This window comes from Actinocorallia libanotica (assembly GCF_039525175.1).
GTDB classification, from domain to species: Bacteria; Actinomycetota; Actinomycetes; order Streptosporangiales; family Streptosporangiaceae; genus Actinocorallia; species Actinocorallia libanotica.
Map to the genome: position 1 here is coordinate 95,588 of NZ_BAAAHH010000022.1, position 21,587 is coordinate 117,174.

At 72.5% G+C, this 21,587-nt stretch carries 19 protein-coding genes; 5 read left to right on the forward strand and 14 right to left on the reverse strand.

What is annotated here, in order from left to right:
- Window positions 1-57: 57 nt before the first annotated feature.
- Window positions 58-801, reverse strand: a complete 744-nt coding sequence (locus ABD140_RS24515) for a hypothetical protein (RefSeq protein ID WP_344243306.1) — start codon at window positions 799-801, stop codon at window positions 58-60.
- A gap of 127 nt (window positions 802-928) precedes the next feature.
- Here ABD140_RS24515 and ABD140_RS24520 point away from each other — a divergent pair, with 127 nt between their 5' ends.
- Complete coding sequence (locus ABD140_RS24520; protein WP_344243307.1) at window positions 929-2,089, forward strand: amidase; 1,161 nt, start codon at window positions 929-931, stop codon at window positions 2,087-2,089.
- A gap of 75 nt (window positions 2,090-2,164) precedes the next feature.
- On the opposite strand, the gene ABD140_RS24525 is transcribed toward ABD140_RS24520, so the two are convergent.
- The 3 genes from ABD140_RS24525 to ABD140_RS24535 form a co-directional block, all read right to left on the reverse strand.
- Entirely contained in the window at window positions 2,165-3,154 is a 990-nt protein-coding gene (locus ABD140_RS24525; protein ID WP_344243308.1) for a malate dehydrogenase, read from the reverse strand.
- A 138-nt stretch (window positions 3,155-3,292) separates the two neighbouring features.
- Window positions 3,293-4,510: an NADP-dependent isocitrate dehydrogenase gene (locus ABD140_RS24530; RefSeq protein ID WP_344243309.1), complete on the reverse strand. Its 1,218-nt coding sequence runs from the start codon at window positions 4,508-4,510 to the stop codon at window positions 3,293-3,295.
- Between the two features lie 122 nt (window positions 4,511-4,632).
- Window positions 4,633-4,863: a DUF3017 domain-containing protein gene (locus ABD140_RS24535; protein ID WP_344243310.1), complete on the reverse strand. Its 231-nt coding sequence runs from the start codon at window positions 4,861-4,863 to the stop codon at window positions 4,633-4,635.
- 192 nt (window positions 4,864-5,055) lie between these two features.
- Here ABD140_RS24535 and ABD140_RS24540 point away from each other — a divergent pair, with 192 nt between their 5' ends.
- Window positions 5,056-5,736, forward strand: a complete 681-nt coding sequence (locus ABD140_RS24540; RefSeq protein ID WP_344243311.1) for an FHA domain-containing protein — start codon at window positions 5,056-5,058, stop codon at window positions 5,734-5,736.
- 193 nt (window positions 5,737-5,929) lie between these two features.
- On the opposite strand, the gene ABD140_RS24545 is transcribed toward ABD140_RS24540, so the two are convergent.
- The 5 genes from ABD140_RS24545 to purN all read right to left on the reverse strand — a co-directional run bounded on the left by ABD140_RS24545 (window position 5,930) and on the right by purN (window position 10,635).
- Window positions 5,930-6,787 (reverse strand): bifunctional methylenetetrahydrofolate dehydrogenase/methenyltetrahydrofolate cyclohydrolase, encoded by an 858-nt coding sequence (locus ABD140_RS24545; protein WP_344243312.1) that lies wholly within the window; start codon window positions 6,785-6,787, stop codon window positions 5,930-5,932.
- Window positions 6,788-6,876: 89 nt separating this feature from the next.
- Window positions 6,877-7,956 (reverse strand): winged helix DNA-binding domain-containing protein, encoded by a 1,080-nt coding sequence (locus ABD140_RS24550; RefSeq protein WP_344243313.1) that lies wholly within the window; start codon window positions 7,954-7,956, stop codon window positions 6,877-6,879.
- 81 nt (window positions 7,957-8,037) lie between these two features.
- Window positions 8,038-8,187: a hypothetical protein gene (locus ABD140_RS24555; RefSeq protein WP_344243314.1), complete on the reverse strand. Its 150-nt coding sequence runs from the start codon at window positions 8,185-8,187 to the stop codon at window positions 8,038-8,040.
- Between the two features lie 211 nt (window positions 8,188-8,398).
- A complete protein-coding gene (purH, locus tag ABD140_RS24560) occupies window positions 8,399-9,958 on the reverse strand; it encodes a bifunctional phosphoribosylaminoimidazolecarboxamide formyltransferase/IMP cyclohydrolase (protein WP_344243315.1) in 1,560 nt (519 codons plus the stop codon).
- Between the two features lie 38 nt (window positions 9,959-9,996).
- Window positions 9,997-10,635 carry a phosphoribosylglycinamide formyltransferase gene (purN, locus tag ABD140_RS24565; RefSeq protein WP_344243316.1) on the reverse strand — a complete coding sequence of 213 codons (639 nt, stop codon included), beginning with the start codon at window positions 10,633-10,635 and terminating at the stop codon, window positions 9,997-9,999.
- A gap of 157 nt (window positions 10,636-10,792) precedes the next feature.
- On the opposite strand from purN, the gene ABD140_RS24570 reads away from it, so the two are divergent.
- Entirely contained in the window at window positions 10,793-11,194 is a 402-nt protein-coding gene (locus tag ABD140_RS24570) for a hypothetical protein (protein ID WP_344243317.1), read from the forward strand.
- Between the two features lie 10 nt (window positions 11,195-11,204).
- On the opposite strand, the gene ABD140_RS24575 is transcribed toward ABD140_RS24570, so the two are convergent.
- From ABD140_RS24575 to sucC, 3 genes are all read right to left on the reverse strand, one after another.
- Window positions 11,205-12,761 carry a cell division protein PerM gene (locus ABD140_RS24575; protein ID WP_344243318.1) on the reverse strand — a complete coding sequence of 519 codons (1,557 nt, stop codon included), beginning with the start codon at window positions 12,759-12,761 and terminating at the stop codon, window positions 11,205-11,207.
- Between the two features lie 272 nt (window positions 12,762-13,033).
- Window positions 13,034-13,921 (reverse strand): succinate--CoA ligase subunit alpha, encoded by an 888-nt coding sequence (gene sucD / locus ABD140_RS24580; RefSeq protein ID WP_344243319.1) that lies wholly within the window; start codon window positions 13,919-13,921, stop codon window positions 13,034-13,036.
- Window positions 13,921-15,105 (reverse strand): ADP-forming succinate--CoA ligase subunit beta, encoded by a 1,185-nt coding sequence (gene sucC / locus ABD140_RS24585; protein WP_344243320.1) that lies wholly within the window; start codon window positions 15,103-15,105, stop codon window positions 13,921-13,923. Before sucC ends, sucD begins: the two co-directional genes overlap by 1 nt.
- 226 nt (window positions 15,106-15,331) lie before the next feature.
- On the opposite strand from sucC, the gene ABD140_RS24590 reads away from it, so the two are divergent.
- Entirely contained in the window at window positions 15,332-16,717 is a 1,386-nt protein-coding gene (locus ABD140_RS24590) for a glycoside hydrolase family 15 protein (protein WP_344243321.1), read from the forward strand.
- Between the two features lie 84 nt (window positions 16,718-16,801).
- On the opposite strand, the gene ABD140_RS24595 is transcribed toward ABD140_RS24590, so the two are convergent.
- Window positions 16,802-18,517 carry a tetratricopeptide repeat protein gene (locus tag ABD140_RS24595; protein WP_344243322.1) on the reverse strand — a complete coding sequence of 572 codons (1,716 nt, stop codon included), beginning with the start codon at window positions 18,515-18,517 and terminating at the stop codon, window positions 16,802-16,804.
- A 245-nt stretch (window positions 18,518-18,762) separates the two neighbouring features.
- Window positions 18,763-19,209: an SRPBCC family protein gene (locus ABD140_RS24600; protein WP_344243323.1), complete on the reverse strand. Its 447-nt coding sequence runs from the start codon at window positions 19,207-19,209 to the stop codon at window positions 18,763-18,765.
- 76 nt (window positions 19,210-19,285) lie between these two features.
- On the opposite strand from ABD140_RS24600, the gene pcrA reads away from it, so the two are divergent.
- Window positions 19,286-21,526: a DNA helicase PcrA gene (gene pcrA, locus ABD140_RS24605; RefSeq protein ID WP_344243324.1), complete on the forward strand. Its 2,241-nt coding sequence runs from the start codon at window positions 19,286-19,288 to the stop codon at window positions 21,524-21,526.
- The last annotated feature ends 61 nt before the right edge of the window (window positions 21,527-21,587 follow it).

Consider the following 21,587-nt stretch of genomic DNA (forward strand, 5'->3'; position numbering starts at 1 on the left):
TAGGAAGGTGCAAACAGTAACGCAAGATCACTGCCGTTCACGCTGACTTGCCGGGAATCACCGATTAATGAGCCGAATCGTAGTAATCGCCGAGTTGTTCGCGGGAAAGACCTCACCCGTCAGATCCGCCCCGGCCGTCGCGTAGACCTCGACCCGCTTCCCGGCGTCCGACGGCGCCCGCAGCGTGAAACTCCGCCACGCCGAACCGCCCGGCCGGAGCGCCCCGATCCGCCGCTCGCCGCGGCGCGCCTCGGTCCCCGCCGCCAGCCACACGCCCCGCGCCGTCCGCGGACCCCGGTTGACCACCTGCGCCCGCACCACGAGATCACGGCCCGCCACCGCCCTCTTCGGCGGCCGCACCCGCACCGCGAGATCCGTGCCGGGCCGCACCCGCACCACCGACCTCGCGCTGGCCCCGCCCGCCCGCGCCACCAGCAGCTGCCGCCCCCGCGCGTCGGCGTCGACGATCCCCCAGATGACGACGTCACGGCGGGCGTGCGGCGGCAGCGCGCCCAGCTCGCACACCACCCGCGCCGCGCGCTCCCGGCAGCCCCGCGCCAGCCCGATGACCGACACGCCCTCCGGCCTGCGCACGGTCATCCGCGCCCGCGGCACCCGCCGCTCCCCCGGGTTGTGCACCGCGATCCGGTAGTCCAGCAGCCCGCCCGGCCGCACCGCGCCCCGCGGCTGCGCCGTCACGCTCAACCCCAGCGACGCCCGCTCGGCCCGCGCCGACCCCGACACCAGGCCGCCCAGCACCACCGCGACCAGCGCCGCCCCGACCCGCCCGCCCCACCGCATCCGGCACCCTCCAGCTCCGCCATCACGGCGGGCAGGCTAACCATCACCCTCAGCGAACGCGATCATGACACTCCGCCACTTGCCGTTCACTGACCCGGCACCGCCGGAGAACGGCGAGAATGTTGCCGTGCAGGAAATCGAACCGATGATCCCTTGGCTTCCCCCCGCCCCGGACGAGCCCTCCGCCCCCGGCCCCCTCGCCGGGCTGAGCTTCGCGGTCAAGGACGTCATCGACGTGGCGGGCCTACCCACCGGAGCGGGCCACCCCCGCTGGCTCGACACCCATCCCGCGCCCGAACACGACGCCGAGGTCGTCGCACGCCTCCGCGCGGCGGGCGCCTCCTTCGCCGGCAAGACGCACACCGACGAACTCGCCTACAGCCTCGCCGGCACCAACCACCACTACGGCTCCCCCCGCAACCCCGCCGCACCCGGCCGCCTGACCGGCGGCTCCTCCAGCGGCTCCGCCTCCGCCGTCGCCTCCGGCCTGGCCGACATCGGCCTCGGCACCGACACCTCCGGCTCCTGCCGCGTCCCCGCCGCCTTCACCGGCATCTACGGCCTGCGCCCCACGCACTCCCGCGTCCCCCGCGCCGGCTGCGTCCCCCTCGCCCCCTCCTTCGACGTCCCCGGCGCGCTCACCCGCACCCCCGACGTCCTGCGCCGCGCCGCCTCGGTCCTCCTGGACCCCCGGCCCGAGCAGCCCGCCCCCACCTGGCTCCTGCTCCCCGACGACCTGTGGCACCCCGTCCCGCCCGAGCTCAAAGCGGCGCTGCGCGGCACCCTGAACGCCCTCCAGCGGCTCCTCAAGACCGACCGCACCCCGCTGTTCCGCGGCCCCGGCGCCTGGCCCGAGGCCGTCGCCGCCTACAGCACCGTCCAGGGCGCCGAGGTCTGGGCCGCCCACGGCGCGTGGATCACCCGCGAGAAGCCGGAGTTCGGTCCCGGCGTGGCCGCCCGCCTCGCCCGCGCCGCGAAGATCACCCCTGCCGAGGCCGACGGGGCCCGCACGGCGCTGGCCTCGACCACGGCCCTGCTCCGCTCCCGCCTGCGCGACACCGTCCTGGCCGTCCCCACCGCCCCCATGACGCCGCCGCCCCTGGACGCCCCCGGTGACCGCAGCCGGCTCCTGCCCTACGTCTGCCTCGCCTCCATCGCCGGAGCCCCCGCCCTCAGCCTGCCCGCGGGCACCCTCGACGGCCTCCCCGTCGCCCTCTCCCTCATCGGCATGCCCGACTCCGACGAGCGCCTCCTCGCCCTCGCCGAGGCCCTGCGGGACGCCGCCTGACCCGGGGCCACGGGCCCTGACATGCGAAAAGCCCCGGAACACCGTTCCGGGGCCCGCTGCCGAAGCGGCTCGGACTCAGATGAGGCCGAGCTGCTTGACGGCGTCGCGCTCCTCGACGAGCTCGGCGACCGTGGCGTCGATCCGGGCGCGGGAGAACTCGTTGACCTCCAGGCCCTGGACGATCTCCCACTTGCCGTTCTTGGAGACGACCGGGAAGGAGGAGATGATGCCCTCGGCCACGCCGTAGGAGCCGTCCGAGGGGATGGCGGCCGACGTCCAGTCGCCCTCCGGGGTGCCGTTGACCCAGTCGTGGACGTGGTCGATGGCGGCGTTCGCGGCCGAGGCGGCCGAGGAGGCGCCGCGGGCCTCGATGATGGCGGCGCCGCGCTTGGCGACGGTCGGGATGAAGGTGTCGGCCAGCCACGCCTCGTCGTTCACGACCTCGGCGGCGTTCTTGCCCGCGACCTCGGCGTGGAAGATGTCCGGGTACTGGGTGGCCGAGTGGTTGCCCCAGATCGTCAGCTTCTTGATGTCGGAGACCGTGGTGCCGGTCTTGGCGGCGAGCTGGGAGAGCGCCCGGTTGTGGTCGAGGCGGGTCATCGCGGTGAACCGCTCGGCCGGGACGTCCGGGGCCGCGGCGGAGGCGATGAGCGCGTTGGTGTTGGCCGGGTTGCCCACGACCAGGACGCGGATGTCGTCGGCCGCGCCGTCGTTGATCGCCTTGCCCTGCGGGCCGAAGATGCCGCCGTTGGCCTCCAGCAGGTCACCGCGCTCCATGCCCTTGGTCCGCGGGCGGGCGCCCACCAGCAGGGCGACGTTCGCGCCGGCGAACCCGTCGGTCGGGTTGTCGAAGATGTCGATCCCGGCCAGCAGCGGGAACGCGCAGTCGTCCAGCTCCATCGCGGTGCCCTCGGCGGCCTTGACCGCCTGGGGAATCTCCAGCAGCCGCAGCTTCACCGGTACGTCGGCGCCGAGCAGCTGGCCGGACGCGATGCGGAACAGCAGGGCGTAGCCGATCTGGCCGGCCGCGCCGGTGACGGTGACGTTGACAGGGGTGCGTGCCATTTTCGCGTTCACTCCAAGAAGGGCGGGATCTCTCGGTATCGAGATACTGCGCCTCTCAGGCTATCGCCCCAGCACATGCGAAGAGCCGCGCACCCCACAGGAGGTGCGCGGCCCGGGAACCGTCAGGCGAAGGAGGCCTTACTGGCCGATCTTCTTCTGCAGGTTGACGTCGAGGGCGTGGAGGAACTCCTCGGTGGTCAGCCACGGGGTGTCGTTGCCGACGAGCAGGGCCAGGTCCTTGGTCATCTGGCCCGCTTCGACGGTCTCGACGCAGACCTGCTCGAGCTTCTCGGCGAAGGCGGTGACCTCGGGGGTGCCGTCCAGCTTGCCGCGGTGGGCCAGGCCGCGGGTCCACGCGAAGATCGAGGCGATCGGGTTGGTGGAGGTGGGCTTGCCCTGCTGGTGCTGGCGGTAGTGCCGGGTCACGGTGCCGTGCGCGGCCTCGGCCTCGACGGTCTTGCCGTCGGGGGTCATCAGCACGGAGGTCATCAGGCCCAGGGAGCCGAAGCCCTGCGCGACGATGTCGGACTGGACGTCGCCGTCGTAGTTCTTGCAGGCCCAGACGAACCCGCCCTCCCACTTGAGCGCCGCGGCGACCATGTCGTCGATCAGGCGGTGCTCGTAGGTGAGGCCGGCCGCGTCGAACTCGGCCTTGAACTCCGCGTCGAAGATCTCCTGGAAGATGTCCTTGAAGCGGCCGTCGTAGGCCTTGAGAATCGTGTTCTTCGTCGACATGTACAGCGGGAACCTGCGGTCGAGCGCGTACCGCATGGTCGCGCGCGCGAAGTCCCGGATCGAGTCGTCGAAGTTGTACATGCCCATGGCGACGCCGCCGCCGGGGAAGTTGGCGACCTCGAACTCCATCGGCTCCGAGCCGTCCTCGGGCACGTAGGAGATCGTCACGGTGCCCGGACCGGGGACCACGAAGTCGGTGGCGCGGTACTGGTCGCCGTGGGCGTGGCGGCCGATGATGATCGGCTGGGTCCAGCCGGGCACCAGGCGCGGAATCGTCTGCATGACGATCGGCTCGCGGAACACGACGCCGCCGAGGATGTTGCGGATCGTTCCATTGGGGGAACGCCACATCTTCTTCAGCCCGAACTCTTCGACGCGCGCTTCGTCAGGGGTGATGGTCGCGCACTTGACGCCGACGCCGTACTGCTTGATGGCGTTGGCGGAGTCGATGGTGACCTGGTCGTCCGTCGCATCGCGGTTCTCGATGCTCAGGTCGTAGTACTTCAGGTCGACGTCGAGGTACGGCAGGATCAGCTGGTCCTTGATGAACTGCCAGATGATCCGTGTCATCTCGTCGCCGTCGAGCTCGACGACCGGTCCCTGTACTTTGATCTTGGGCATGGCTGGTGGCTTCCCTTTCCTCACCCCTGCGGTCCCTTGTAAGGCTCATGGGGAGGGTATCGAAGGGGACGAACAGGTCTAGACCTGCACCCCGGGTTTTCGATAGTTGACAAAGTTCTCACTTACCCGCCGCGGGCGGTCCAGGCAAAGAAAGCCAGACCCAGTCCCAATGAGGCCATGACGGTGATGTCCGTCACCCTTTTGCGGGTGACGAGGAATCCCAGTCTCTCCTCCGGCAGGAAGGCCCTGCAGGCCGCTCCGCACAACATCGACGCGGCCATGATGTAGGCACCCGAGCGGAAGTTCTGCCAGGAGGCGAAAAGCCCTCCCAGAACTCCGATGAGAACGATCACGTAAGGAGCGTGCCCGGCGAGCCGCCCCCGGCCCCGTTCTCCCTGCTCGGATGTCATCACTCCGCGAGTCTAGCTCTCGCCATGGCAAACCCCGGACCGTTGAAAGTTCTACCCACCAGTAGGTGGGTGTGACCGTGTCAACGCCGGGTAACCCGCACGACAGGGGTCGCTAACTGAGTGGGAGGAACCACAGTGGAGGGGCCGTTCATACGGATCGAGGACAGTGGCGCGGTGATCCCGCTACGTCCCGACGTCACGACGGTCGGCAGAGGAAAGGGGGTGGACATCCGCCTGGAGGACCCGAGCGTCTCCCGGCTGCACGCTGAACTGGTGCGGCGGGGACCCTACGTCTACGTCGTGGACATGGGCCTGTCGCGCAACGGCACCAGGGTCAACGGACGTCCGATCGCCCGCAGGGTCCTCGAAGACGGCGACGTGATCAGCTTCGGGTCCGCCCGGGGCAGGCTGGGGGGCATCCCCCGTGAGGAGGTGGATCCGGAGGTCGAACTGCGCCGGGCCGTGGCGCCCGAGCTCACCCGCCGCGAGATCGACGTGCTGACGGCGCTGTGCCGTCCCGCGCTTTCGGACGCGGCGTTCGTCGCCCCCGCGACGGCCAGGGACATCGCGGGCGAGCTGGTCGTGACGGAGGCGGCGGTGAAGCAGCACCTGCTCCGTCTGTACCAGAAGTTCCGTGTCCCCGAAGGCATCAACCGCCGTACCCGTCTGGCCAACGAGGTCATCGCCATGGGCCTGGTCCGCCCCCTGCCGACGGTCAAGGTACCGCCGCAGGCTCAGCGCACCATGCCCCTCACCCCGGAGCCGCGCCGTCCGGGCATCGCCGCGCGGACCCCCGTCACCCGCCGGGCCAGCTGAGGAGGACCCGCACGGGGCAGTGCGGGGCAGCAGAGGTCCGACGAGGAGCAGCACCGGTCCGGGAGACGTCCCCGGACCATCGAGGAAACCGGTCAGACGATCCCGGCTCCACCGCGGTCGTCTGGCCGGAGCCCAGCCGGCAGAGGGGCCGGCTGGGCGCCTTGCGGCGGCCCGGTGAGGGCGGCCTGCGGGCTCAGCCCGCGGAGGAGGAGGCCTCCGCGGACTCCACGACGTTCGACAGGAGCATCGCGCGGGTCATGGGCCCCACCCCGCCGGGGTTGGGGGCCACCCAGCCCGCCACCTCGGAGACGGCGAAGGAGACGTCTCCGGCGAGCTTCCCGTCGACCCGGGAGACGCCGACGTCGAGCACGGCCGCGCCGGGCTTGACCATGTCCGCGGTGATCAGGCCGGGGACGCCGGCGGCGGCCACGATGACGTCGGCGCGCCGGGTGTGGCGGACGAGGTCGCGGGTCCCGGTGTGGCACAGCGTCACCGTGGCGTTCTCGCTGCGCCGCGTGAGCAGCAGGCCGAGCGGGCGGCCGACGGTCAGGCCGCGGCCGATGACCACGACCTCCGCGCCGTCCAGCGGCACCTCGTAGCGGCGCAGCAGGGCGACGATGCCCTTGGGCGTGCAGGGCAGCGGCGCGTCCTTCATCATCACCAGCCGGCCGAGGTTGACCGGGTGCAGCCCGTCCGCGTCCTTCGCCGGGTCGATGAGTTCCAGCACCCGCTGCTCGTCCAGACCCCTGGGCAGCGGGAGCTGGACGATGTACCCGGTGCAGGCGGGGTCGGCGTTGAGTTCGGCGACGGCCTGCTCGACCTGCTCCTGGGTGGCGTCGGCCGGCAGGTCGCGGCGGAGGGAGGTGATGCCGACCTCGGCGCAGTCACGGTGCTTCATCCCTACATAGGCGTGGCTGCCCGGGTCGTCCCCGACCAGGACGGTGCCCAGCCCCACCGTGACCCCGCGTTCGGCCAGCGCGGCGACCCGCCGCTGGAGGTCCTTCTTGATCTCGGCCGCCGTGGCCTTCCCGTCCAGAATCCGTGCGCTCATCGACACCGCTCTCTCTCCGCCTCTGTCGCCCTCATTGTTCCAGGACGGACGGAGAGGGCCGACAGCAGCCGACCGCGGTGGCGGGCGCCTCAGACGAGGGCGTGCGGGCGCACGGTGTCGGGGGCGGGGCCGAGGGAGTCGGCGAGCTCGTCGCCGATGAACGCCTCGGCGCGGGCCACCGCCTCGTACAGGGCGTCGTCGGGCCGGGTCCAGGTGGTCCAGACGACGGTGCCGTCGTCGGCGTCGAAGTTCCAGAAGCCGACGACCCTGCCCCGGTCGAAGAGCGGCTGGGCGGGCAGGCCGCGCAGGTCGGCGTGCTCGGGGTCGAGGACGGCGGGCAGGTCGTGCCGCAGCCGGTGGAGGCCGTCGAGGGCGCTGACCAGGGCGTAGGACGGGGTGCGCGGCGGGGCGTAGTCGCCGAACTCGTCGACGTCCCGGATGAGCAGGTCGCCGTCCACCTGTCGGTGCAGGTCCAGGGGCTCGACGGCGGCGCGGGCCGCCTCCTCGGACAGGCCGCTGAACCGACGGAAGTGCTCCAGGGAGGCGGCGCCTATCCACGCCCAGTACCGCTCGGCCAGCGCGAGCCGGGCGTCGTGCCCCTCGGGTTCGGCCGGCGGGTCGGCCCAGCGCACGTAGCCGTGCCGGGGCCGGTCGAACCTGCCCTCCAGCGGCACCCGCCGGATCGCGCCCGCGGTCTGGAGCAGGCCGAGCGCGGCGCGGCGGGTGTGCTCGCCGGCCTCGCCCTCGGGCAGCAGCCCGGTCATGTCGAGTTCGGACAAATCGGTCGGGGTGTCCCCGATCGCCTCGTACAGCGCGTCGACGACCCGGTCGAGCAGCCGGTGCTCGACCCCGCGCCGTTCGCTGGCCCGCACCTCGGCGCGGGCCGCCGGTTCACTGGTCCGCAGGCCGAGCCCGTAGTCCTCCTCGGGCAGCACGTAGGCGCGGCCGTGGACGGCGGGGATCTCCCCGATCCGGTCGCCGGCCATCTCCTCGTCGGCGGTGCGGCGGCCGGTTCCGGCCCGGCTGAAGAGGGTCAGGTACGGGTTGAACCCGCCCGCGGAGCGGGCCCAGCCCGTCCGGGCCAGGACCTCGGCGGGCGCGGCGGCGCCGAGCGAGCCGTCCAGGCCCTGGCGTGCGGCCCAGAACGCGCGGAGCTTGTCGGAATCCATATCGTCGGTCTCACCGCGCACGGCCGAGCCATGAGTGATATGTCCGTTTTAGCGGAGGGTTTTGCCGCCCCCTGAAGGTGCCTACCGGGCGCCCTCGCGCCGGGCCATCACCCAGTCGGTGAGCCTCCAGCCGCCGTTGGCGGCCAGCATGGCCGAGCACGCCCCCGCCACCAGGCCGATCAGCTGGCGGCCGTCGGCGAGGTTGCCGGAGTTCTCCAGCACGGCACTCATCAGGAACTCCACGGGGACTCCAAGGTAAAAGGCGCTTGGGGCAGAAATCACCGGGAGCCTACCAGCACCTCTCCACAAAAGAGCCCATGATCAGCGGAAACGCCCCCGGTTGACCGGAGGCGCTCCCTGCTCGACCACTTTAGTAGAACGTTCAGCACGACGTCAGCAGGCGTTCTCCAACGGAACGTCCGGCGCGCGCCGGCGGGCGTTCCTAGTGGAAGAAGTGGCGGTTGCCCGTGAAGTAGAGGGTGATGCCGGCCTTCTCGCAGGCGGCGATGACCTCGTCGTCGCGGATGGAGCCGCCGGGCTCCACGATCGCCTTCACGCCGCCCGCGATGAGGACCTCGGGACCGTCGGCGAAGGGGAAGAAGGCGTCCGAGGCGGCCACGGAGCCCGCGGCGCGCTCGCCGGCGCGGTTCACGGCCAGGTGGCAGGAGTCGACGCGGTTGACCTGGCCCATGCCGACGCCGACGGAGGCGCCGCCGAAGGCGAGGAGGATCGCGTTGGACTTGACCGAGCGGCAGGCCTTCCAGGCGAACTCCAGGTCGGCCAGGACCTCGGCGGAGGCGGCGGGGCCGGCCTTGAGCTCCCAGTTCGCGGCGCTGTCGCCGGCCTCGGCGACCAGGTCGGCGCCCTGCATCAGCAGGCCGCCGCTGATGGCGCGCAGCTCGGCGCGCGGCTCGCGCGCCAGGTCCTCGGCGACCAGCAGGCGGATGTTCTTCTTGGCCCGCAGGATCTCCAGCGCCTCGTCCGCGAAGCCGGGCGCCACCACGACCTCGGTGAAGACGTCGGCGATCTGCCGCGCCATCTCCGCGGTCACCGGGCGGTTGGCCGCGATCACGCCGCCGTACGCCGACACGGGGTCGCACTCGTGCGCCCTGCGGTGGGCCTCGGCGATGTCGGCGCCGACGGCGATGCCGCACGGGTTGGCGTGCTTGATGATCGCGACGGCGGGCTCGTCGAAGTCGTAGGCGCTGCGCCGCGCGGCGTCGGTGTCGACGTAGTTGTTGTACGACATCTCCTTGCCGTGCAGCTGCTCGGCGGCGGCCAGGCCGCCGGTGCCGTCGGTGTAGAGCGCGGCCCGCTGGTGGGGGTTCTCGCCGTAGCGCAGCACGGCCTGGCGGGTGTGGGTGGAGCCGGTGAACTCCGGCCAGCCGGTCTCGGCCGCGGTCTCGTCGGGGGCGTAGGAGCCGGCGAACCAGGAGGCGACGGCGACGTCGTAGGCGGCGGTGTGCGCGAAGGCCTCGCCGGCCAGGCGCTTGCGCTGCTCCAGGGTGAACCCGCCCTCCCCGAGGGCGGCGAGCACCGCGCCGTAGGCGTCCGGGGAGGTGACGACGGCCACGGACGGGTGGTTCTTGGCCGCGGCGCGCACCATCGTCGGCCCGCCGATGTCGATCTGCTCGACGCACTCGTCCGGCCCGGCGCCGGAGGCGACCGTGGCGGTGAACGGGTAGAGGTTGACGATCACCAGGTCGAAAGGCTCGACGTCCAGCTCCGCCAGCTGCCGCACGTGGTCGGGCAGCCGCCGGTCGGCCAGGACGCCCGCGTGGACCTTGGGGTGCAGGGTCTTGACCCGCCCGTCCAGGCACTCGGGGAAGCCGGTCAGCTCCTCGACCTTGACCACCGGCACGCCGGCCGCGGCGATGCGCCCGGCGGTCGAGCCCGTCGAGACGATCTCGACGCCGGCCGCGTGCAGGCCCTTCGCCAGTTCCTCCAGCCCCGTCTTGTCGTAGACGCTGACCAGGGCGCGCTTGATTGCGATCCGGCTCACCGGAGGTTCCCTTCTCTTCTTCACCGACCGCCGAAGGGTCATGCCTCTTCGGTCTCGTCGGTCCTGCAGACCTTGCACTTCAGCGAGACGTGGCGGTCGTCGCGGACGGTCCAGCCGTCGCGGACGAGGCGGCCGACGACGTCGATGAACAGCCGCCGCTCGACCTCCTTGATCCGCTCGTGCAGCGACTCCTCGTCGTCGTGCCAGCGGACGGGCACCGCCTCCTGGGCGATGATCGGCCCGGTGTCCACACCGGCGTCCACGAAGTGCACGGTGCACCCGGTGACCTTGACCCCGTAGGCGAGCGCGTCGCGGACGGCGTGCGCGCCGGGGAAGGCCGGCAGCAGCGCCGGGTGGGTGTTGACCACGGTGAACCGGTCGAGGAACCGGGGGCCGAGGATCTTCATGAACCCGGCGGAGACCACCAGGTCGGGCCGGTGGGCGGCGACGGCCTCGGTGAGCGCCGTGTCCCAGGCGTTCCTGTCCGGGTGATCCGTCACTCTTTCCAGGAAAGTAGGGACTCCTGCGGCTTCTGCCCGGACCAATCCCGCTATGTCAAGACGGTCGGCGCCCACAGCAACGACCTGGGCACCATAAGCTGGATCCGCGCATGCCTCGAGCAGCGCCTGGAGATTCGTCCCCGCACCGGAGACGAGAACGACAAGCCGGGCGGTCACCGGAACTCTCCTGAAGGAAGATGTTGACGACCCAGGGCACGCCCTGGAACCTTCGGCGGATACAACCGCCGGTCGCAGCCTATCGGCAGCGCCGTCCGCGGTTCACAGCGCCCGGCACGGTGCGACCGGCGCCGCCGAGACGACCTGGAGGAAATCGGTGAAAGAGCAGAGCCCGGCGGCCACCCTCGACCGGTCCGGACTTCGCGCTCTCTGGCTCGGCCTCGGCGCCCTGCTGTTGACGCTCTTCTTCGCCCCCGCCGGACTGGCGGCCGGGATCGCCGCCGTGGTGGTGGCGGTCAAGGCGCGCCGCAACGCCACCGGCGCCGTCCCCGGCGCCGTCGCGGGCCTGGTCATGGGCGTGGCCGGCGCGCTGCTCTCCGCGGTGGTCCTGGCCATGACGGTGTTCCTGTGGAGCGAGCTGAACGGCTACCAGGAGTGCCTGACCACCGCCAACACCAAGACCGACGAGCAGGCCTGCAAGGACACCTGGATGCCCCGGATGGAGGACCGGCTGAACATGCCGCGGGGCAGCCTGGACCAGTACGGCGACCTGCTCTGACGCGCCGGGCTCAGTCCCGGCGCCGCAGGACCGGCTCGGGGTCCACGAACGCCACCGGATCGGCCGGGTCCCGCCGTTCGGGCACGGCGTCCCCCCGGGTCGCCGCCTGCTCCGCCACGTCCGCCTCGTAGTCGTAGGCCGCGTACTCCGCGCGGTCCTCGTCCTCGTACGGCTCGACCGCCGCGGGCTCCTCGTCCCTCCCCCGGCGTGAGCGGCGCTCCCGGAACATCCACCAGTTGACCAGCCAGGCCGAGCAGGCGGCCGCCAGGCCCACCTCCAGGGTGGCCAGCAGCCCGATCTGCCAGGCGGAGGGCCCCATGGTCGCCATGCGGTGGCCGCCCAGCGGTCCGCCGGACAGCGCCGCCAGGATGGTCATCACCCCGCCCGTCAGCACGCCCGACAGGAAGCCCCACAGCGGCGCGGCCTCGTGGACGGCGCTGGGGAAGGAGCGCACGGTCAGCGCCCCGCCGACCGCCCCGGCCAGGAAGGGCGCGGCCAGCGCCAGGAGCGAGACGAGCGGCGCGGGCCCCGGCTCGGGCAGCGCGGCCAGCAGGGGGAAGGACGGCAGGGCGCCCAGGAACACCCCGGTGGGCGAGACGCTGGTGCCCGCGCCCACCGAGAAGCCGGGGCCCACCGCGAAGGACATGCCCCAGATCACCGCGTTCGGCAGGTAGGCGATCTCCACGAGGATCAGCAGGATCCCGTCGACGGAGTCGGGGCCGAGCATCCGGTAGACGTCGGCGGCCTCCTCGTGGTGGTAGGCCAGGGACCCGCCGACCAGGACCGCGCCGGCCGCGGTCAGCACCGCCAGCGCGCCGAGCACGCCGGTCACCACGGACCTGGGGCGGTCGGGCAGCAGCCGCAGCAGCGCGCCCACCCCCGAGCGCACCCGGCCGCGGGACGCCGAGATCGCGCGGGCGGCGCCCAGCCCGCCGGCGACGAGCGCCAGGGAGAAGCACGCCACGAAGGCCTGCCAGGGCGAGGGCTGCAGGCTGGGCGTGCCGGCGATCAGCGCCAGCATCACCGCGAACGTGGCGTAGGGCGCGGCCAGCAGCAGCGCGACCTGGACCACGCCGATCCGCCGCCGGTACCGGTGCTCGGCGGCGCGGATGATCCAGCCGCCGCCCCGGTAGAGCAGCCCGGCGGGCAGCAGGATCAGGCCCAGCGGCAGCATCCCCACCCGCCCGACGGACGTGGTGAACCCCGCGTGGTGGGCCACCAGCCAGAAGTTCACCGCGGTGCGGAACACCCCGGGCAGGCCGGGCCCCAGCGCGGTGCGGGGGGCGGCGATCCAGCCGACCAGCGTGATCGTCATGAGGACGACGAGCCCGAGGCCCACGCACCAGGCGGCGGCGACCATCCCGGTGACGGCCAGCGGCCGGGCGGGCCCGCCGCTCCCCCGCACGGGCCGCTCCTCGGCGTCGGCGCGGGGCTCGTCCTCCGGTCCGCTCTCCACCTCCTGGAGCTCGGCCGCCTCCCGCGCCTCGGCCTCCAGGATCTCCGGCGAGTCGGTGTCCCGGACGACCCGGAGCCTGCGCCTCCCAGACGGCTGCTCGACTTTGCTCATCCGGCCATGCTGGCACTCCCGCCCCGCCGCCCGCCCCTGCCCGCGCGGCGTGTCGCCATCGCAACCGACGAACTACCCCTAACCGTCCGAAATCTCGACCCCGCCGCACGCGGAAAAGCGAAAACCCGCCTCCCGGAAGGGAGGCGGGTCGGGGAAGAAACCCAGGAGCCGGGGGTCGCCCCCCGGGACCGGCGGAGCAGACGACCGCGGCGAAGCGAGGATCGGCTGCTCCACATGCGGGGGTCCGGGGGTCGCCCCCCGGGACCGGCATGTCAGAGGTTCTTCATGATCTCGCGCATCAGGCGGGCGGTCTCGCTGGGGGTCTTGCCGACGCGGACGCCGACCTTCTCCAGCGCTTCCTTCTTGGCCTGGGCGGTGCCGGAGGAGCCGGAGACGATGGCGCCGGCGTGGCCCATGGTCTTGCCCTCGGGGGCGGTGAAGCCCGCGACGTAGCCCACCACCGGCTTGGTGATGTTCTTCTCGATGTAGGCCGCGGCCCGTTCCTCGGCGTCGCCGCCGATCTCGCCGATCATGACGATGGCGTCGGTCTCCGGGTCGTCCTGGAAGGCCTGGAGGGCGTCGATGTGGGTGGTGCCGATGATCGGGTCGCCGCCGATGCCCACGCAGGTCGAGAAGCCGAAGTCGCGCAGCTCGAACATCATCTGGTAGGTCAGGGTGCCGGACTTGGACACCAGGCCGATGCGGCCGCCGGGGGTGATGTCGGCGGGGATGATGCCGGCGTTGGACTTGCCCGGCGAAGCGATGCCGGGGCAGTTCGGGCCGATGATGCGGGTCTTGTTGCCCTTGGCGATGGCGTGGGCCCAGAACTCGGCGGAGTCCTGCACCGGCACGCCCTCGGTGATCACCACGGCGAGCGGGATCTCGGCGTCGATCGCCTCGACCACGGCGTCCTTGGTGAACTTCGGCGGCACGAAGACCACGGACACGTCCGCGCCGGTGGCCTCGATGGCCTCGGTCACGGTGCCGAAGACCGGCAGGTCCTGCCCCTCGAGGGTGATGGTGGTGCCGGCCTTGCGGGCGTTGACGCCGCCGACGACCTGGGCGCCCGAGCGCAGCATGCGGGCGGCGTGCTTGGAGCCCTCGCCGCCGGTGATGCCCTGGACGATGATCTTGCTGTTCTCAGTGAGCCAGATGGCCATTACGCACCTACCGCGGCGAGTTCGGCGGCGCGGCGAGCCGCGTCGTCCATGGTTTCGACCTGCTCGACGCCCTTGAGCGCGGCGTCGTTGAGGATCTGACGGCCAAGCTCGGCGTTGTTGCCGTCGAGCCGCACGACCAGCGGGCGGTCCACGGACTCGCCGCGCGAGGCCAGCAGCTCGTAGGCGGAGACGATGCCGTTGGCGACCGCGTCGCAGGCGGTGATGCCGCCGAAGACGTTGACGAAGATCGACTTGACCGCGGGGTCGGAGAGGATGATCTCCAGGCCCGCCGCCATGACCTCGGCCGAGGCGCCGCCGCCGATGTCGAGGAAGTTGGCGGGCTTGGGCGAGCCCGGGAACTCCTCGCCGGCGTAGGCGACGACGTCGAGGGTGGACATGACCAGACCCGCGCCGTTGCCGATGATGCCGACGTTGCCGTCGAGCTTGACGTAGTTGAGGTCCTTCTCCTTGGCCTTGGCCTCCAGCGGGTCGGCCGCGGCCTTGTCCTCCAGCTCGGCCTGGCGCGGCTGGCGGAAGGAGGCGTTCTCGTCCAGCGAGACCTTGCCGTCCAGCGCCCGCACCTGGTCGTCGGCGGTGAGGATCAGCGGGTTGACCTCGACCAGCGTGGCGTCCTCCTTGACGAAGACCTGCCACAGCTTGGCGATGATGTCGGTGGCGCCGTCCAGGGCGACCTCCGGCAGGCGGCCGGCGACGGCGATCTCGCGCGCCTTGGCCTCGTCCACGCCGGTCAGCGGGTCGATCGAGATGAGGGCCAGCTTGTCGTGCGGCACCTCCTCGATCTCCACGCCGCCCTCGACGGTGCAGATGCTGAGGTAGGTGCGGTTCGCGCGGTCCAGCAGGAAGGAGAAGTAGAACTCCTGCGCGATCGCGCTGCCTTCCTCGACCAGGACCTTGTGGACCGTGTGGCCCTTGATGTCCATGCCGAGGATCTGGTTCGCCAGGGCCTCGGCCTCGTCGGCGTCGTCGGCCAGCTTGACGCCGCCCGCCTTGCCGCGGCCGCCGGTCTTGACCTGGGCCTTGATGACGACCTTCTTGCTGCCGGCCGCGAAGAGCGCTTCGGCGTGGGTCCGGGCCTCGGCAGCGGTCTTGGCGACCTTGCCGGTGGGCACCGGTACGCCGTACTCGGCGAAGAGTTCCTTCGCCTGATGTTCGAACAGGTCCACGAGGAGAAGTCCTTCTGAGGGATCGACTGGGTGATGACCGCACGTGCGGTAATCACGGCGGTCCGCTCCGGCAGGCAAGCCTAGCCAACCGGTTTCCGCGCTCGGGCCGGTGGGGGCGATTACTAGCGGGTAGTCAAGGGAAGACCAGGGATGACCCGACCTTCCGGCAAGGTTTGATGTACTTGTCGCGGTCTTTGTATGTGTACGGGAAGTTCGGGGGTCAGCGGTGCGGCGTCAGATCCGGCGGGCCGCCGCCGTCCTCGTCCTGCTCGCCATCGTCGCCACCTGCGGCGCCCAGGACCCGGACGGCAGTGCCGCGCGGTGGAACAGCCCCGGGCTCGTCGGCGGCGGAGGCTGGCCCTTCCTCAACGGCCCGCTCAGCGCGGACGACGGCGAAGGCGCCTCCTACCTGCCGGAGAGCTCGGTGGTACGGCTCGCCGACGGGCGGGCCAGGCTGATCCCGCACGGCGCGACGGAGCCCGCCACCCTCGCCGCGGACGACCCCCGGGTCGCCGCCGCCGTCCACGGCGACCACGAGTGGCTGAGCCGGGGGAAGGTGCCCGGCGCCGCGTCGGGGCACCGGGACATGGCCGCCCGCGCCCTGCTCGACCTGCGGCTGCTCACCGCGCCGTCGGGCGCGTCCACCGCCTCCTGGTACGGCATGTGGAACTACGTGTGGCCGCGCGACGCCGCCTTCCACGCGGCCGCCTTCGCCGCCACCGGGCACCTGGACGAGGCGCGCCAGGTGCTGTCCTTCCTGGCCCGGGTGCAGAGCGACGACGGGCGCTGGGCGACCCGCTACCGCGCCAACGGCAGCGCGGTGACCGACGGGCGCGCCATCCAGCTGGACGAGATCGGCTGGGTGCTGTGGGCCACCTGGTTCACCGGGCGGTACGCCGCCGAGACGGGCGCGGACGACCTCGTCTCCGGGCTGTGGGACATGGTCGAGCGCGCGGCCGACTGGGTCACCGACCACCTGGACGCCGACGGGCTGCCGCCCGCGTCCTCGGACTACTTCGAGCGGCACCCGTCCACCGAGCAGGTCGCCGACCGCCCCACCCTGGGCGTCTCGGCACCCCTGCTGGCGGGGCTGCGCGGCGCCGCCGCGATCGCCCGCGACCACCACCCCCGCAAGGCCGCGCGCTGGGGCGCCGCGGCCGGGAGCCTGGACGAGGCCGTCCGGCGGGAGTACGGCGTCCACGGCTATCCCCGCTCACCGCTGGCGGGCGGGAACATGGACGCCTCTGTGACTTTTCTCGCACCCCCGTTCGCGGCCGAGGACCCCGGCGTCACCGGCGCGCTGGCCGTCGCCGCCGACAGGCTGCGCATCCCCGAGAACGGCGGCCTGCTGCCCGGGGAGAACTGGGCGGGCAGCAGGACCCAGGCATGGACGCCCGAAGTGGCGATGTTCGCGCTGGCCGACACCGCCTCGGGACGGGCGACGGGCTGGCTGGACTGGCTGTCGGAGCACCGCACGTCCCTGGGCGTCCTGCCCGAGCGGGTGAACGCCGAGGGCGAGCCGCACTCCGTGGCGCCGCTGGGCTGGACCGCCTCCCTGGTGCTGCTGGCGCTGACCGCCCAGGAGGAGCCGCTGCCGATCCCGCCCGCCTGAGGCCGGGCGGCCCCCGCCTGAGGCCGGGTGATCGGACGGGCCGGACGATCGGTCAGCCGGACGGCCGGACGGCCGGACGGCCGGTCAGCCGGTCAGGGCCAGCCGGATGTCCAGGTCGTCGGGGTCGAGCTCCAGCGCGCGCGTGAGATCGGCCACGGCCTCGCGCTCCCGGCCCGCGGCGCGCAGCGCCAGCGCCCGGTTGAACAGCAGGCCGGGCTCCTCCGACAGGGCGACGGCGCGGTCGAGGTCGGCGATGGCCTCTTCGAGCTTGCCCAGCTCGTAGGCGAGCATGCCGCGCCCCGCCCACGCCGCCGCGAGCGAGGGCGCGCGCCGCAGCGCCTCCTCGAACGCCGCCCAGGCCCGCGCCACGTCGCCGCCGTCGCTCTCCACCTGGCCCAGCGCGCACAGCAGGTAGGGGTTGCCCGGGTCGGCGGCCAGACCCGCCTCGGCGTCGGCGCGGGCCCGCCCGTACTCGCCCCGCGCCGCCAGCAGCCCGGCGCGGTTGACCAGGGCGTCGACGAAGCCGGGGTCGAGCTCCAGCGCGTAGTCCAGGTCGGCCAGCGCGCCCTCGTGGTCGCCGCGGGTGAAGCGCACCTCGGCCCGGTTGTAGTAGGCCTCGGGAAACGGCGGCCCCGCCTTCATCGCCGCCTCGTAGTCGGCGAGCGCGTCCTCCTCGCGGCCCAGCCGGACCAGCAGGTTGCCGCGGTCGATGTAGTAGTCCGGGTAGCCGGGGTCGGCGCCGATCGCCGCGTCCAGGTCGGCCAGCGCGGCGCCGTGGTCGCCGCGCGCGGCCAGCAGCTGGGCGCGGTTGGCGCGCAGCACCATGCGGTGGACCGCCTGGGCGCCCTCGGGCAGGTCCCGGTCGGCGAGCTCGATGGCCGCCTCCACCAGGGCGAGCGCCTCGTCGGGCAGGCCGCGCCGCGCCTGGATGAGCGCCTTGCCGTTGAGGTCGAAGCCGAGCTTGACCGCGCGGTTCTCCCGGTCGGGCAGCAGCCCGCACAGCGCGATCCCGATGTTGACCAGGCCGAGCGCGGCCTCCAGGTCGCGCCGCTCCGGATCGTGGTGGCGGGTCAGGAGCATCGCGTCGGTGTAGGCGAGCGTGGACTGCCGGAGCGGGTCGGTGGTGCGGGCCCGCGCGTACGCCAGCAGCTCCGCGGCCTCCTCCTCCCGCTTCAGCGAGCCCAGCCCGATGGCGGTCGCGTGGATGATCGCCCACCAGTCGTCGGTGTCCGGGTCGGCGGCCTCCACGTCGAACACCGCGCGGCGGCCGAGCTCGACCGCGGCCTCGTGGCAGCCCCGCTCCTGGCACCACTCCACCGCCTCGCGGTAGCGCGCCGCGTCCCCCTCCGCCCACAGGCCCACCCAGAACTCGTCGCGGGCCTCGGCGCCCGGCGCGTCGCAGGTGACGACGGTGAGCCGCGGCACCCGCCGGACCAGCACGTCGATCACCTCCCGGTCGGCCGGGTCGGCCTCGGCGTAGGAGGTCACGAAGAACGTGCACGGCTCGGTGACCGCCTCGCGCACGAACTCGGCGAAGCCGTTGGCGACCCGCAGCGTGCGCTGCGGCGCGGGCACGAGGATGCGCTCGTCGCGGGGCAGCGTCTCGGTGAGCGTGGTGCGCAGGACCGGGACGGCGAGATCGGGGGCGATCGCGCGCAGTTCGATGTCGTGCGCGGCCACCGCCGCCAGGGGCGCCCTGGGCACCAGCACCCGCGCCAGCGCGGAGGCCGCCGCGTAGGGGCCGCCCAGTCTCCGGTCCGCCCCCGCCGAGGCGAGGACTGGCGGAATGTCCGCTGGCACACGCGGTTCGCCTATCCGCAGGTGCGGCACGACTCCTCCTCCGGGATCAGCCCGGCCCGCCCGGCCGCCCGGGGCTGACCCCGGGTCGACTTGCCGTGGAGCGACCGGTCATCGCTGCGTTGAGCAGCAACTATTCCGGTTTTTGAAGTTTTCCACCGAACTTTTGTCCACAGTTGGACATAAGTCACACTCGGCCGCGGCGGGCGGCCTTCGCGCCGTCGCGGCCGCCGCCCGAAAGGCGCGGGTCAGCGCACCGGGCACTTCCCGCCGCACGCCGAGGCGTGCCGGGCCAGGGACCGGGCCAACCGCCGGGTGAGGAAGCCGAGCACGAACCCCACCAGGGCGTCGGTTCCGGGAACGACGGCGGCGCCCTTGGCCGCCCACTCGATGCGGGTGCCGCCCCCCTCCATCGGGGCGAGCCGGACGTCGGCCCGGTAGCCCTTGATCGGGAGGGGTGTCTCCATCACGTAGGCGTAGTGGACCGGCGGCTCGTAGGCCACGACCCGCTCGCGCATGGGGAAGATCGAGCGGACCGCGCCCACGCCGTCGGGGTCGGGGGCGCCGGAGCGCGACCGGCGGGAGCGCGTGGGGACGCGCATCCACAACGGCCAGGCCTCGGCCGTGGCCAGATGGCGGAAGACCTGGTCGGGAGAGGCCATGGTGACGGCGGAGGCGGAGGCGGTACGGGTCATGCGCCGACTGTAAGGTCTCGCTTACTCCCGCGACAAGGGGCCTTGTGTCGGTGCGCGCCCGTAGACTCGATGGACGATGTCGACTGCAACCTCTCACCCTCTCCTGGACGGTCTCAACCCGCAGCAGCGCGCCGCCGTGACCCACTCCGGCGGGCCGCTGCTCATCGTGGCCGGGGCCGGGTCCGGCAAGACCAGGGTGCTCACCCACCGGATCGCCTACCTGCTGTCGGAGCGGGGCGTGCACCCCGCCGAGATCCTCGCGATCACCTTCACCAACAAGGCCGCCGGGGAGATGAAGGAACGCGTCGACTCCCTCGTCGGGCCGCGTTCGCGCGCCATGTGGGTGATGACCTTCCACTCCGCCTGCGTGCGCATCCTGCGCCGCGAGGCGCACCGGCTGGGCTTCCCCTCGTCCTTCTCGATCTACGACCAGGCCGACTCCCAGCGGCTGATGGCGCTGGTCTGCCGCGAGCTGGACCTGGACCCCAAGCGCTACCCGCCCAAGTCCTTCTCCGCCCAGGTCTCCAACCTCAAGAACGAGCTCATCGACTACGAGACGTTCAAGACCCGCGCCACCACCCACCTGGACCAGGTGCTCGCCGAGGCCTACGAGATGTACCAGGCGCGGCTCCAGCAGGCCGGCGCGATGGACTTCGACGACCTGATCATGACCACGGTCCACGTCCTGCAGATGTTCCCCGACGTCGCCGAGCACTACCGGCGGCGCTTCCGGCACGTCATGGTCGACGAGTACCAGGACACCAACCACGCCCAGTACGAGCTGGTGCGCGAGCTGACCGCGCCGGTGGAGGGGCTGGGCTCGGCCGAGCTGTGCGTGGTCGGCGACGCCGACCAGTCGATCTACGCCTTCCGGGGCGCGACGATCCGCAACATCCTGGAGTTCGAGCGGGACTACCCCGACGCCGTCACGATCCTGCTGGAGCAGAACTACCGCTCCACCCAGACGATCCTGTCGGCCGCCAACGCGGTGATCGAGCGCAACGGCGACCGCAAGCCCAAGCGCCTGTGGTCCGACCAGGGCGAGGGCGAGCGGATCACCGGCTACGTCGCCGACAACGAGCACGACGAGGCCGCCTTCGTGGCCGCCGAGATCGACCGGCTCGCCGACTCCGCCGAGGTCAAGCCCGGCGACGTCGCGGTCTTCTACCGCACCAACGCCCAGTCCCGCGTCTTCGAAGAGGTCTTCATCCGGGTCGGCCTGCCCTACCGGGTCGTGGGCGGCGTGCGGTTCTACGAGCGCAAGGAGATCCGCGACCTGCTGGCCTACCTGCGGGTCCTGGCCAACCCCGAGGACACCGTCTCGCTGCGCCGCGTCCTGAACGTGCCCAAGCGCGGCATCGGCGACCGCGCCGAGGCCTGCGTGGAGGCGCACGCCGCCCGCGAGCGGATCTCGTTCTGGCAGGCGCTGCGCGCGGCGCCGACGGTGCCGGGCCTGGCCGCCCGCTCGCTGAAGTCGATCAACGAGTTCGTCGCCCTGCTGGACGAGCTGCGCGCCATGGTGCCCGGCCACGGGCCCGCGGAGATCATCCAGGCGGTGCTGGAGCGGTCGGGCTACCTGGCCGAGCTCCAGGCCTCCAAGGACCCGCAGGACGAGACCCGCGTGGAGAACCTCCAGGAGATGGAGAACGTCGCCCGCGAGTTCGAGGACCTGGCCGCCGCGCGCGCCGAGGAGGGGGCCGAGCCCGACGACGCGCTCCCGCCCGATGAGCTCACCGCCTTCCTGGAGCGGGTGTCCCTCGTCGCCGACGCCGACCAGATCCCCGACGACGGCGAGGGCCTGGTCACCCTGATGACCCTGCACACCGCCAAGGGCCTGGAGTTCCCCGTCGTCTTCCTCACCGGCCTGGAGGACGGGGTCTTCCCGCACCTGCGCGCCCTGGGCAACCCCAAGGAGCTGGAGGAGGAGCGCCGCCTGGCCTACGTGGGCATCACCCGCGCCCGCGAGCGCCTGCACGTCTCGCGCGCGGTGATGCGCAGCTCCTGGGGCGCGCCCCAGATGAACCCGCCGTCGCGCTTCCTGGGCGAGATCCCCGAGCCGCTGGTGTCCTGGAAGCAGGCAGCCCCGCGCGGCACCGCCCCCTCCCTGGCGTCGTCCGGCCGGCCGGCGCGCCCCGCAAGCGGCCGTCCCGCGCCGTCCCTGGCCCCAGGCGACCGCGTCACCCACGACTCGTTCGGCCTCGGCACCGTCGTGTCCGTCGACGGCTCCGCCGACAAGGCCGCGGCCTCCGTCGACTTCGGCGGCGACTACGGCGTCAAGCGACTGGTCCTGCGCTACGCCCCCATCGAGAAGCTGTGACGTCCGGGAGGCCGTGACGCCCTGAATCACGTGGCCCCGGTGCCCGGTCCGTGGGGGTTCC

Excerpts from the sequence above, each read along its gene's own strand:
- ABD140_RS24600 (WP_344243323.1), bottom strand. The coding sequence starts at position 19,209 with ATGACCCGTACCGCCTCCGCCTCCGCCGTCACCATGGCCTCTCCCGAC.
- sucD (WP_344243319.1), bottom strand. The coding sequence starts at position 13,921 with ATGGCCATCTGGCTCACTGAGAACAGCAAGATCATCGTCCAGGGCATC.
- ABD140_RS24530 (WP_344243309.1), bottom strand. The coding sequence starts at position 4,510 with ATGCCCAAGATCAAAGTACAGGGACCGGTCGTCGAGCTCGACGGCGAC.
- ABD140_RS24545 (WP_344243312.1), bottom strand. The coding sequence starts at position 6,787 with ATGAGCGCACGGATTCTGGACGGGAAGGCCACGGCGGCCGAGATCAAG.
- ABD140_RS24525 (WP_344243308.1), bottom strand. The coding sequence starts at position 3,154 with ATGGCACGCACCCCTGTCAACGTCACCGTCACCGGCGCGGCCGGCCAG.
- pcrA (WP_344243324.1), top strand. The coding sequence starts at position 19,286 with ATGTCGACTGCAACCTCTCACCCTCTCCTGGACGGTCTCAACCCGCAG.
- ABD140_RS24515 (WP_344243306.1), bottom strand. The coding sequence starts at position 801 with ATGCGGTGGGGCGGGCGGGTCGGGGCGGCGCTGGTCGCGGTGGTGCTG.
- ABD140_RS24550 (WP_344243313.1), bottom strand. The coding sequence starts at position 7,956 with ATGGATTCCGACAAGCTCCGCGCGTTCTGGGCCGCACGCCAGGGCCTG.
- ABD140_RS24575 (WP_344243318.1), bottom strand. The coding sequence starts at position 12,761 with ATGAGCAAAGTCGAGCAGCCGTCTGGGAGGCGCAGGCTCCGGGTCGTC.
- ABD140_RS24555 (WP_344243314.1), bottom strand. The coding sequence starts at position 8,187 with ATGAGTGCCGTGCTGGAGAACTCCGGCAACCTCGCCGACGGCCGCCAG.